At 62.6% G+C, this 12,200-nt stretch carries 8 protein-coding genes; 2 read left to right on the top strand and 6 right to left on the bottom strand.

The annotated features are described in order from the left end of the window. The first annotated feature begins 165 nt into the window (after window positions 1-165). Window positions 166-1,434, top strand: a complete 1,269-nt coding sequence (locus tag AC3WLM_RS14225; RefSeq protein WP_492477693.1) for a tyrosine-type recombinase/integrase — start codon at window positions 166-168, stop codon at window positions 1,432-1,434. A gap of 310 nt (window positions 1,435-1,744) precedes the next feature. Here AC3WLM_RS14225 and AC3WLM_RS14220 read toward each other — a convergent pair whose 3' ends face one another. After that, complete coding sequence (locus tag AC3WLM_RS14220; protein WP_492477692.1) at window positions 1,745-2,785, bottom strand: LacI family DNA-binding transcriptional regulator; 1,041 nt, start codon at window positions 2,783-2,785, stop codon at window positions 1,745-1,747. A 153-nt stretch (window positions 2,786-2,938) separates the two neighbouring features. On the opposite strand from AC3WLM_RS14220, the gene AC3WLM_RS14215 reads away from it, so the two are divergent. Beyond that, complete coding sequence (locus tag AC3WLM_RS14215) at window positions 2,939-4,513, top strand: sulfatase (RefSeq protein ID WP_492477691.1); 1,575 nt, start codon at window positions 2,939-2,941, stop codon at window positions 4,511-4,513. A 27-nt stretch (window positions 4,514-4,540) separates the two neighbouring features. On the opposite strand, the gene AC3WLM_RS14210 is transcribed toward AC3WLM_RS14215, so the two are convergent. The 5 genes from AC3WLM_RS14210 to AC3WLM_RS14190 are packed head-to-tail and all read right to left on the bottom strand — an operon-like array spanning window position 4,541 to window position 12,200. Then, on the bottom strand, window positions 4,541-6,013 hold the full coding sequence (locus AC3WLM_RS14210) for a sulfatase family protein (RefSeq protein ID WP_492477690.1): 1,473 nt from the start codon (window positions 6,011-6,013) through the stop codon (window positions 4,541-4,543). Next, window positions 6,010-7,440, bottom strand: a complete 1,431-nt coding sequence (locus AC3WLM_RS14205; RefSeq protein WP_492477689.1) for a sulfatase family protein — start codon at window positions 7,438-7,440, stop codon at window positions 6,010-6,012. The genes AC3WLM_RS14210 and AC3WLM_RS14205 overlap by 4 nt, the downstream gene beginning before the upstream one ends. Window positions 7,441-7,451: 11 nt before the next feature. Then, a complete protein-coding gene (locus tag AC3WLM_RS14200; RefSeq protein ID WP_492477688.1) occupies window positions 7,452-9,356 on the bottom strand; it encodes a sulfatase-like hydrolase/transferase in 1,905 nt (634 codons plus the stop codon). After that, window positions 9,353-11,116 carry an arylsulfatase gene (locus tag AC3WLM_RS14195; RefSeq protein WP_492477687.1) on the bottom strand — a complete coding sequence of 588 codons (1,764 nt, stop codon included), beginning with the start codon at window positions 11,114-11,116 and terminating at the stop codon, window positions 9,353-9,355. The genes AC3WLM_RS14200 and AC3WLM_RS14195 overlap by 4 nt, the downstream gene beginning before the upstream one ends. Window positions 11,117-11,138: 22 nt before the next feature. Beyond that, entirely contained in the window at window positions 11,139-12,200 is a 1,062-nt protein-coding gene (locus tag AC3WLM_RS14190) for a LacI family DNA-binding transcriptional regulator (protein WP_492477686.1), read from the bottom strand.

The following is a 12,200-nucleotide window of genomic DNA, read 5'->3' as shown; positions in this document are numbered from 1 at the left end:
CCTTGCCAAGACATGCCATCCCATGCCAAAAACCCTAGAAATTGCTGGGGTTCTGTCTCATTGGGACGTGCGCGGTGTGCCATCGCGTGCCATCAATGGACCGGGCCCGAGGGGGTAATTCAGGGGGTAACGCTCTAAACGATACCCCCAAGTAGGGGTATCGGCATGCTCTCCGACACGAAGATCCGCAAAGCCGCACCAGCCGAGCGAGATTACAAGCTCGCCGACGAGAAGGGTCTGTTTCTCCTTGTGCGCAAGAACGGCGGCAAGCTCTGGCGCATGAAGTATCGCGTCGAGGGGAAGGAGAAGCTCCTCTCGTTCGGCCCCTATCCCGACGTCACCCTGATCGACGCACGCGAGAGACGCGACGAAGCCCGCCGCCTGCTGCGCCAAGGTGTCGACCCGAGCGCAGAGAAGAAGCGTGAAGCCAAGGCCGCCAGATTGGAGGAGGCGCATTCGTTCGAATCGGTCGCGCGCGAATGGCACGAGCTCAACAAGGGCCGTTGGACCGACGTGCATCAGGCCGACGTGATCCGATCGCTCGAGCGCGACGTGTTCCCTACCCTGGGCAAGCGGCAGATCAACGACATCGAGGCCCATGACGTCCTCGACATGCTCCGCAAGATCGAGAAGCGCGGTTCGATCGAGACGGCCAAGCGCATCCGGCAGCGCATCAGCGGCGTGTTCCTGCTGGCGGTGTCCAAGCGCATCGCGCGCGACAATCCCGCCAAGGATCTGAATGCCGCCCTGCTGCCGAAGCCGAAGGCCAAGAAGCAGCCTGCGATCCTCGCCATAGACGAGTTGCGCGACCTGCTGACCAAGACCGAGCAATCGGGCGCGTCGCCCGTCACGCTGCTGGCGTCGCGCCTCCTCGCCCTCACCGCCGTTCGCCCGGGCGTTGTCCGCGGCGCGCGATGGGATGAGTTCAGGGATCTCGAAGGTGAGGAGCCGTACTGGCACGTTCCAGCCGAGCGCATGAAGCTCACTCTCGATCGCAAGGATGAGCAGGCGTTTGACCACGTCGTCCCCCTGGCGCCGCAAGCCGTCGACGTCCTCCATGCCGTCCGCCGCCTGACCGGGCGTAGCGAGCTCGTGTTTCCCGGCCAGCGCCACGCCCATATACCCCTGTCCGAGAACGCGATCGGCTATCTCTACAACCGGGCAGGTTGGCACCGCAGGCACGTCCCGCATGGCTGGCGCGCGGCCTTCTCGACGATCATGAACGAGCGGGCGAAGCTCGCCGGGATTGCCGACGACCGCGCCGTGATCGACCTCATGCTAGCGCACGTCCCCGAGAACAAGGTGGAGCGCGCCTACAACCGCGCCGAGTTTATGCCGCGCAGGCGGGAGATCGCGTGCGAGTGGGCGGACCTGCTGCTTGAAGACATGCGGCCGGCCAAGGATCTGCTGACGGTTGCAAGGCGCAGCACCTAGCGTTTCACTTCTCAGGCAGGAGGCGAAGGAGCCCCGAACGTAGCGAAACTGTTGGTTCCGCAAACTCTAAAAGCCCTTGCGAGAACTAAGCACAACTATGTTGGCAGGAATCGACCAGATCCGGTCGTTCCGGCGTGGTTCTGAGAGCGTCAACTTACTCCAACACCGGTCGTACCGGGAGCATTAAGACCTTCGGTCGAGGTTGCCCTAAAGACCAGACGTTCACTCTTCTCTGTGAAGTTATCAGATACCGCCGTCCATTCAGGCTCTGGGATTCAACCTTCGAGCACCGAAGGACACCTTCATCGAACTATGAAGGGCAATTGCTCGTGGAATCCCTTTCCACAATCTCGAAAGGCAAATGCTTTGAGACTACCTTATCCGGGGAAAAATTCCTTGCGCGCAGAAGCTCAATCGCGCTGCGCGTAGCCTGCTCGGAAATTGCGGCGATGGGTTGACGTACAGTCGTCAGTCTTGGCCATATCTTGACCGCTATCGGCGTATCGTCAAAGCCTGCGATCGACACGTCACCAGGTATGTCGAGGCCAAGGCGGTGAGCTTCGGACACCGCTGCTGCAGCCATGTCATCGGTTGTTGCAAAGATTGCGGTAGGTCGCTGTTGCAGCGCGAACAGTCTGCGCGCAGCGATCAATCCCGAATCGTAGCTGAAATCGCCCGTGACCTCGAGTTCGGGGTTATTGGCGAGATTTGCCTCGGCCAGCGCTGCACGATAACCTTCCAGGCGTGACTGGCTCGCGAAATGATTTTCGGGTCCCCCGACAAAACCAATGCGCCGATGCCCGCGCTCGATGAGCCAGCTGGTCATTGCGCGCGCAGCGTTGAAATCGTCGATCCGGACGCCGCTCAGGTTCTTCAACTCCCGCCCCGGCGAAATGGCGACGATGGGCAGGCCATGGGCGCGCAGGGCTTCGGTCTGTTCGACAATCTCGCAGTAGGGCGGCGGAAGCAGAAGGGCACCTGCCCCTGCCCGGACCAGTTCGGCCATGGTCTCCCCCGTGTTGCCGACATCCTCACCCTTGCATGGACGTATCAACAGTTGCGCGCCAAGCTGGCTTGCCGCGTTCAGTGCGCCGACCAGAACTGCGCTGAGGAATGCGCTTTGCGGGTTGTTGTAGACGAGCCCAACGCGCATCTGCGCAGCGCTGGCCAAAGCCTGTGCGGCCGCATTGGGCGTATAGCCCAGATCCCTGATCGCAGCCTCAACCGCCTCGCGCGTCTTGTCCTGTACTTTCTTTCGGCCGGACAGCACGTTCGAAACGGTCATGGCCGAGACGCCGGCCCGGGCGGCGACATCGCTGATCGTCACTGCCGAACTGGATCGGCGCGGCATGCGGCTGCTCATTTCCTAACAACCACAACTATTTGACAGCAATCGGTTGTATTGAAGTTCACCGGCCCGCCCTCATTGACAAGCTCTTGAATTCCACAGATGAGCAATTCATGCAAGGTATAGCGCTAAACAAGCTGGCGCGCGGAGAGTGAGATGCGGCGGATAAGGAATGGATTGCAGGTTGCCGCAATGGCTCTTGCCTGCGGCATGGCGGCGACACTGCCTGCTCCGGTGCTTGCACAAACGGCACCCCCATCATCGGCGCAAGTGAAGGAAGCGCGAAGGCCCAACGTCCTACTCATAATGGCCGACGACCTCGCACCCCAGCTCGGCAACTATGGCGCCCCTGTTCGTACACCCAACATCGACAGGCTCGCCAAGCAGGGCATCAGTTTTGACCGCGCCTACGCGCAGTTTCCATGGTGCGCTCCCAGCCGCGCTTCCATGTTGACGGGCACGCGCCCGGATACGACCCGCGTTGCGGATCTGACGACGCCGTTTCGGGCGGCATTACCGGATATCCAGACGCTACCGCAGTACTTCCGCGGGCACGGCTACTTCGCCGGCCGGGTCGGAAAGATATTCCACCAGGGTGTGCCCGGCGGGATCGGCCAGCCGGGACCTGACGACCCGCAATCGTGGGATGCAACCGTCGATCCGCGTGGCCGCGATCGCGATGCGGAAGCCGGTCGACTGGTCGAGCTGACGCCCGGGATCCCATACGGATCATCAATGGCCTACCTCGCTGACGAGGGCGCGGACGAAGATCAGACCGATGGCAAGGTCGCCACCGCCGCGATCGAAATGATGAAAGCGCACAAGGACAAACCGTTCTTCATCGGTGTCGGTTTCTACCGACCACATGTGCCCGAAGTAGCCCCGAAAAAGTACTTCGACCTCTATCCGATCCAGTCGATCCAGGTGGCCAATCAGGATCCCAACAAACTTGCGGCGGTCCTTCCCGCCAGCAAGGCATGGACGCCGGACAACTTTGCCATGAGCGAAGACCAGCAGCGTCAGATGATCCGCGCCTACTACGCCGCCACCAGTTATATGGATGCCCAGGTGGGTCGTGTGCTCGATGCCCTGCAGGAACTCGGGCTCGAGGACGATACCATCGTGGTATTTGCCAGCGATCACGGGTTCATGTTGGGCGAACATGGCCAGTGGATGAAGAACATCCTGTGGGAGCCTGCCGCGCGAGTACCCCTGATCCTGCGGGTGCCGGGCAGAGGCGCTTCGGCCGGCAAGCGTTCGCCGCGCACAGTGGAACTGCTCGATATCTATCCGACGCTGGTCGAACTTGCCGGATTGCCCGAGTACTCGCGCAACGAGGGCAAGAGCCTGACCTCGCTGCTTGCCAAGCCCACAGACAGGAAGTGGACGAAGCCCGCACTTTCACAGGTGCGCGGCGGCCGCAGCATTCGAACCGAACGGTGGCGCTACACCGAATGGGAAGAAGGCAAGAAAGGCCGCGAACTTTACGATCACCGTTCGGACCCGGCCGAAGAGCACAATCTGGCCGACAGCCCGCGCTTTGCCGGAACGGTCACCTCGCTGCGGGCCTTGCTGCCACGAGGGCCGGTCGAGCCACGCCCGAACCCGGTGCGATACGACGCTATCCGCGATTGCACCTATTTCCCTGTCGCCAAGGCAAATCCTGACCAGAAGAGTGGCGCTGGCGACGGTGCTGCCGGACTGAAGCGCTGCGAAGAGCTGGACCCCTGAAGGTCCAGCCCCTCGCCCTCGTCTGGATCAGTAAACCCACTCGGTCTCGCGGCCGTTGATCACGACCTTGCGCACGCCGTGACGCTTCCACAAGGGCTGGGGCAGCTCCGCCCGCCATGCTTCGATCGCGGCCGAAAGCTCGGTCGTAGCCTTGCTGTTCTGGACAGAAAGGTCCGCGCTTTCCGCAGGATCGCGGGCCACGTCGTAAAGCATGGTGGCGTTCCAGTCCTGCGACCGCCACAGCTTCAGATCGCCCTTCCGCGCGGCGTAGACCGGCTCCTGGCCGAACACCAGGGTGCGCTCTGTCTGCGCTTTGCCTGATGCGCTGTCGACCAGACTGACGCCTCCCAGAGCCGAGGGCATGACAGCCTTCGGATCGATGGCCTTGAGCACAGTGGGCACGATATCGATCGCACTGACCGGCGTGTCGTTGACCCCGGCCGGTTTCAGGCCTCGCGGCCACGACATCGCAAAAGGCACGCGCATGCCGCCTTCGATGTAGGTGAACTTTCCGGCCCCCCAAGGATGGGCTGAGTTGCAGAAGCCGAACTGCTCGGGGCAACCATTGTCGGACAGGAACACGACCATCGTATCGTCGCGAAGCCCCCTTGCCTCCAGCGCATCGAGTATCTGGCCGACGCCGTCATCCATTGCCGCAATCATGGCGACATAGGTACGGCGCACCGGATCCTTGATGTGCGCGAAGCGATCGTACCACTTGCGCGGAACCTGAAGCGGCCAGTGCGGTGCATTATAGGCGACGTAACCGAAGAACGGATGGGAGCGGTCCGCCGCAGAACGGTCGATGAAGTCCACCGCCCGTCGGGTGATCTCGTCCGTCATGTAGCGGTCAAAGTCATTGACCGGGCGCGCGTCAGGACCTTCGACAGTCACGCCGTTGCCCTTGCGCTCGTCCAGCGCATACTTGTCCGCCTTTGTCGGGGTGGTCACGATGCCAGGCGTCTTCGGATCGACGTAGACGGTTTCGCCCGCGAGAAAGCCGTAGAATTCGTCGAACCCACGGTTGGTCGGATAGAACTGCCGTTCCGCGCCGAGATGCCACTTGCCGAAGGCCGCCGTGCGATAGCCCAGCGGCTTGAGCCTTTCGGCAAGGGTCAGCTGGTCGGCAGGCAGGCCAGCACCCGGATCGCCCTGATCATTGATATTGTAGGTGAAGCCGAAGGTCTGCGGCATGCGCCCCGTAAGCAGGCCCGCGCGCGAGACTGCGCAGACTGACGCCGCAACGTAGCCGCTTGAAAATGCAACGCCATTCTGAGCGATGCGCTCGATATTGGGGGTCGGCACATCGTTCCGTCCGTAGATCGAGACGTCGTTCCAGCCCAGATCGTCGACAAGGATGACGAGCACGTTCGGCCTGCGCGCTGCCGGCATGTCCGCGCTTGTCTCGGACAGCCGAGGCTTGCCGACGCAGCCGGACATGCCAACGATCGCACTTGCTGCCAACAATGCGGACAACGCCTTGCGGACCGGCCCGCTCATTCATCACCTGCAGGCGTGCGGCCACAGCCCGCTATGGTTGCCGGCACTCCGGGTGTCACAGAGGGGAACTTTGCACACCACGGGTAGCGCGTGGGATCGAGCGGCCCGTCGCCGGCCTGGGCCAGGACCCGCCTGAACGTCGCGAGGCGCTTGGCCGCCTCTCCCTTCGCGGCCTTCGGGTCTATCTCGCTCTCAATGCCGGCATCAGGATCGATCGAGACGAACTTTCCATCGCCATAGAGCTTCCATCGCGCATCGAAGACAAACCGCGTCGGCTCGAACTGCCAGGCCGGAGCATAGTGCATGAAAATGGAATCGCGCACGGAAGCCGCCTTGCCGGTGATGACCGGCCACTGGCTCATGCCGTCCACCTTGCCAGTCTTGTCCGGGACTTTCGCCACTTCCGCAAGCGTCGGCAGGACATCGGTGAAATCGAACAGGGCCTCGCTGGTCTTGCCCTCGGGAACAAGGCCAGGACCCCACACGATCATCGGAACGTGCGTGCCGTTGACCGTGGGCGAGCCCTTGCCCCCCGGAATCGCATGTCCGTTGCGCATGCTCGTGATCTTGCGCCCGGTCCCGTTGTCGCCGGTGAAGATCACGATGGTGTTGCGGTCAAGACCATCGGCTTTCAGCTTTGCCATGAGATCGCCGATCAATTGGTCCATGTACGAGACCATCCCGGCAAAGCGCGCCTTCGAACCCTCCGCCGTCATCGATGCCGGCGTCGGCACATAGGGATCGTGGGTGAGCACCATCGAATAGTAGAGGAAGAACGGCTTGTCCTTGTGCCGGTCGATGAAATCGAGCGCGTACTTGCTGTCGAAGTCGGGACCGAAGCCCTCCTCGTTGATCTTGCTCTTGCCCGACGTGGCGCGGGTGGGCCCCCAATAGCGCGACCCCTTGGCGGCGAGCGCCTGAAGCTGCCAGAGATAGCTCTCGTCAAAACCCGCTGCCTCGGGCGTGATGCCGACGCGGCCGTCGAACCCGTTGCCCATGAGCTGCCACTTGCCCACCATGGCGGTGGCATAGCCTGCCTCCTGCATCAGGTTGCCGAACGTGCGCTGACCCGGCGCGAGGTAGCCGAAAGCCTCGTAGTTTCGGGCATTCTCCTGCCCCGTCATCAGCCGAACCCGCGAGGGTGAGCAGAGCGGTGTGGCGTGCGCATTCTGAAAGCGGATGCCTTCGGCGGCAAGCCGGTCGATATTGGGCGTGTGGTACTCGCCACCGTAGACGTTCACGCCCTCGACCCCGAAGTCATCGGCGAGGATCAGGATGACGTTCGGTCTGGCGTCCGCAGCCCGCTGCGACGGGGCGGCCGTCGTCTGCGCGACTGCAGCCTGCGGCAGAACCGCCGAGAGCGGCGCCATCAGGGTCGTGGCCAGCAAGGGAAGAATGGCTCGGCGGCGCAGGCGTGACGTGAACATTTGCGGGTGCCTCATGCTGCAGATGGACCGCTCGTCGGGTTCTTCCGGCGGAGCGCGTCGAGATCGAAAATCGGCACCGAGGGATCATATTGCCCCTCAAGAACCAGCTTCAGATAGCGGGCTGCATTTGGCAGATATTCATCATCCACCGTTGTCAGCGCCGCAATTTGCGGCAGGGCCGGAAGCGCTGCCGGACCCATGCGGGTCAAAACATTGAGTGCCTGCAGCCGGACCCTGTCAGGTGTTCCCGGCTCGAGGAGGGCGGCCAGCTGCAAACACGCCTCGGCACTGGCGCCGCTGCGAGCAAGAGCGTCACACGCGGCAACACGGACCTGCGGCACCGGGTCAGACGTAGCAAGGCGGCGCAGACGCTGCAGATCCTCCCCCCACGCTCCCTGGACCGCAAACCCTGTCGCACCCCAGAAGCGAACGACCTCGTTGCTGTCCGCCAAGGCGGCGCGCAAGATCGGAGCCTTGCGCCGGTCACCTTGCGCGGCCACCTGTCCAAGCGCCATCAGGCGACGCAGCGGGTAGGCTCCGGCAACGCGGCTAGGCACATAGCCCTCCAGCCGCGAATCTTCGGGGATGAAGCCGTTGTCGTTGATTGCCAACATGTGCCGATCGAGCGCCCGACGCATTTCCGCCATGCGCGCCGCCTGCTCGGGCCTCTTGGCCAGGTTCACCGTTTCGTCTGGATCTTCCTGTGTGTCGTACAGTTCCTCATGAGGCCGTTCCTCGAACAGACTGCGCTGCAGGGGCGTCAATTGCCCTTCCCTGCGCAGCCTGTCGATGTCCTGATAGCCCTTGGCCAGCCACGCGAATGCCTGGTTCTGCATCAGGGGCAAGTGCGGCATGTAGTTGCGGACATAGCGCCAACGTCCATCGCTGACGGTGCGCACGAAATCATAGCGCTCGTCCATGCGGTTGCGCATTCCGAACGCCCACTTCCCCGGCGCCGCTGCAGCTGACCCCATGAAAGCCTTCCCCTGCATCACCGCCGGGATTGGCGCGCCGGCAAGGGACAGAACCGTGGGCGCGAGATCGATGAAACTGACCGGTGCCTTCACTTCCCCACCCGCAGCGACCGGGGAAAGATGCGCCCATTTCTTCGGAAGGCGCACAACCAGCGCGCACCGCAGCCCGCTATCATAGCAATACCGCTTGGAGCGCGGCAGAACCCCGCCGTTGTCGGAATAGTAGAAGACAATGGTGTCCTCGCTCAGCCCCGCCTCGTCCAGTTCGGCCAGAAACTTGCCAACCTGACCGTCCATGACCTCCATCAGGTTGTAGTAGCTGGCAATATCCTGACGAATGGCAGGTGTGTCAGGCAAGTATGCCGGGACCCGCACGGCTTCCGGCGTCACCTTGCCAGGAACCTTCTTGAAGTTCTGCGATTCGTGCGTGGTCATCAGGTTGAAGACGGCCATGAACGGCTTGCCAGCAGGACGATTCTTCCAGTGCGCCTTGGTGCTGCTGTCGTCCCAGATCGCCTTGGGGTCGATGTCGCAGTTGTAATCCGTCTTGACGTTGTTGGTCACAAAATACCCTGCCTTGCGCAGCAGGTCGGGATACGTCGGCAAGATCCCAGCCGCCTTTGCATCCGACCTCATGTGATGGGCGGGAGCACAGGCTTCCGGCAGAACGCCGGTGAGGATACCGAAGCGCGAGGGCGCACAGACTGGCGCATTCGAAAAGGCATTGCGATATAGCACGCCTTCACGTGCCAGCGCATCGATGTTGGGTGTGTGCGCCAGCTTGTCGCCATAGGCGCCAATGAACGGGTTGTTGTCCTCGCTGACGATCCAGATGATGTTGGGCCGCTTGCCAGTCTGGGCGCGCAGCGCACTCGCCGAAACCGCTGCCAGCGCGCCTGTGGCGCCGGCCTTGAGAAATTGGCGTCGCGAATTACCGGTCATTGCCCCGCTACCCTTTTGATCGTGTCTTCATTTGGGTCGGCGGGCTTCAGGCGGTCAGGCAAAGGCTGTCGCTCCGGGCTGTCGTCGAACCGCTCGCGCAGGCGGAACGCTTCGGGTGCTTCGGCCAGCGGTGGATTGGAATATTTGCGGGCCTCGCGCCACCACAGGCGCTTGAGTTCCTCGACCTTGGCCGGATACCTGGCTGCGAGATCTTTGCTCTCCGAAAAGTCGGCCTCGGTGTCGAACAGTTGCCATGTGTCGGTGGCAAAGTCGGTCATCTGCTTGTGTACCGCCACAGCCCGCCATTTGCCGCTGGTGATGGCCCGGTTGCCACGCAGCTCGAAGTACTGGACAGCACGGCCCGGCAACGTTGCCTTGCCCAGCATTCCCTTGATCGACATGCCTGCCACCGGCAGCTCGGCAACCCCGCCAACACTGCGCGGGAACCGTGTGCCCGCAACGTCGGCCAAGGTCGGCGCAAGATCGATCACGTCGACATAACCCTTGCGGATGGCGCCTTTGTCCTTGATCACCCTGGGCCAGGACACAATCAACGGCGTGCGCACACCGCCCAACTGAGGCCAGACTTTGTAGCGGCGGAAAGGTGTTGATCCCAACATTGCCCAAGGCCTTTGATATTCGGCCTGGGTCTTGTCGGTTCCCAACTCGTCTAGCCGTGCCAGCATCTGTTCGGGCGTCAGCTTGTTCGGGGCATAGAGGCGCTCGAAATTGCCCTTCTGCCCAGCTTCGGACGCTGCGCCATTGTCGCTCATCAAGACGATCAAGGTGTTATCGAACTGGCCGGTCTGCTTGATATGCGTGACCAGTCGCGCGATCTGAGCATCCGTATGGGTGATGAACCCCGCATAAGTCGCCATGAAGCGGGCAAATACGGTCTTTTCGGTCGGCGTCAGGTCGGCCCAGGCCCGGTCGCCGGGATTGCGCGGCGGCAGCACAGTGTTTTTGGGCACGATGCCAAGTGCCTTCTGCCGTGCCAGCCGGTCCTCGCGCATCGCGTCCCAGCCCTTTTCATAGACCCCGGCGTAGCTGTCGATCCATTCGCGCGGGACCTGAATGGGCGAATGGCCCGCGCCGTAAGCCAGATAGACGAACTTGGGTTTGGTCGACCCGGCATTCCCCGGCGCGGGAAGCGCTGCGATGGCGCGGTCGGTGATGTCGACCGAGAAATGATACCCGGGTGTTTCCGGTGCAGGAATGCGGCGATTGCCCTCGATCAGCTTGGGGTGATACTGGTCGGTCCAGCCAAGGAAGAAGCCGTAGAAGCTGTCAAAACCGCGCTGCAATGGCCAGGACCCATTATGACCGGGCGAGCCGTCCTCCTGCTCGGGCGCGAGATGCCACTTGCCCAGCCCCACGGTTTCATAGCCGGACCCGCGCAGGACTTGGGCAATCGTCTGCGCATTCGAAGCCAGTTCGCCGCGGTCTCGGGTCATGTCGGCCGGGTTTAGTTTTGCAGCGGGCAGGTCCGGCATTCGCACAGTCTGCGGGTTGCGTCCAGTCAACAGTGCGGCGCGCGTCGGACTGCAAACTGCCTTGGTATCGAACCGGTTGAACCGCAGGCCCCCTTGCGCCAGCGCATCCATGGCCGGCGTGCGGATCTCGGAACCGAACGATCCGAGGTCGGAAAAGCCCACATCGTCGAGCACGATGACCACAATGTTCGGGCGCGGTGCGGGCTTGGCGGTGGCAGACGTCGCCGTCGCCAGCGCGAGCAAGCCACTGGTTGCCAGCTTTCGCACGATTTTCGTTGAATGCGTCAATTCAATTGCTCCTGGCAAATGAGGAGGGCGGTGCAGACGTTTCCCGTTCGATGATCTTGTGCGGCACGATCTCTATGGTTGCCGGGGGCCGTTCACCGGGCGTTCGGGCAAGCTGGATCGCCAATTCCGTCGCTCGGCGTGCGATATCGGCGACCGGCTGGCGAACGGTCGTCAACAGCGGCAACATTCGCACCGCGAGGGGGCTGTCGTCGAAACCGGCTACGGAGACATTCTCCGGCACACGCAGGCCAAGCTTGTGCGCCATGGCAACGACGGCACCTGCAGTGTCGTCGTTGCTGGCAAATATGGCAGTCGGGCGGTCGGGCCGATCGAGCAGTTTCCGTGCGGCTTCAAGTCCATGGCTGAAGGACAGCGCGCTTGTCGCCACCAGACTCGCATCGACTTTCAGACCGGCCCGCTCATGCGCGGCCGCGAATCCGGAAAAGCGGGACCAGTGGACGAGGTGAAGCTTCTCCGCTCGGATAAAGCCGATGCGCCGGTGGCCCAACGCGATCAGGTGCTCAGTCATTTCCCGTGCAGCTGTCTCATCGCAGATGCGCACGCAATGCACACCCTCGATCGAAAGGCCGGGCGAAGGCGAGACGACCGGCACGCCCAGTCCTTCACCTTTCAGTTCCTCGTGCAGGAAGCCAGCGAACAGGCCAGGCAGCACAAGCGCGTGCACCCCCGACTTGACGAGACTCTCGACGGCTTCGGCGACGGCTGCCCGGTCTGCAATGCCTACCCTGCGGATCAGGAGTTGCGCACCGAGGTCCGTGGTCGCCTCAACCGCACCGCCCAGCACAGAACTCACAAAGGAGAATTCATCCCTGCCAAGAAGCAGCCCCACCCGCGTCATTTCCGCGCTTGCCAGCGATTTTGCCGCAAGGTTGGGCGTGTAGTTCAGCTCTCGCACGGCCTCCAGCACCGCCTGGCGGGTTGCCTCGCGCACCGGCTTCACATTGTTGAGCACGTTGGAAACGGTCATAGCCGAGACTCCGGCATGCCGGGCAACTGCATCGATCGTGACGGCCTGGCTTTTCTTTCGGCTAGCGCGGGCCAC

Source organism: Novosphingobium sp. FW305-C-30-35 (assembly GCF_058783135.1).
Note: the sequence above shows the minus strand (reverse complement) of the source record. Positions and strands in the feature narration are given on the sequence as shown.

Coding starts and splice junctions, on each gene's coding strand:
- AC3WLM_RS14215 (WP_492477691.1), top strand. CDS start 2,939: ATGCGGCGGATAAGGAATGGATTGCAGGTTGCCGCAATGGCTCTTGCC.
- AC3WLM_RS14220 (WP_492477692.1), bottom strand. CDS start 2,785: ATGCCGCGCCGATCCAGTTCGGCAGTGACGATCAGCGATGTCGCCGCC.
- AC3WLM_RS14225 (WP_492477693.1), top strand. CDS start 166: ATGCTCTCCGACACGAAGATCCGCAAAGCCGCACCAGCCGAGCGAGAT.
- AC3WLM_RS14200 (WP_492477688.1), bottom strand. CDS start 9,356: ATGACCGGTAATTCGCGACGCCAATTTCTCAAGGCCGGCGCCACAGGC.
- AC3WLM_RS14210 (WP_492477690.1), bottom strand. CDS start 6,013: ATGAGCGGGCCGGTCCGCAAGGCGTTGTCCGCATTGTTGGCAGCAAGT.
- AC3WLM_RS14205 (WP_492477689.1), bottom strand. CDS start 7,440: ATGTTCACGTCACGCCTGCGCCGCCGAGCCATTCTTCCCTTGCTGGCC.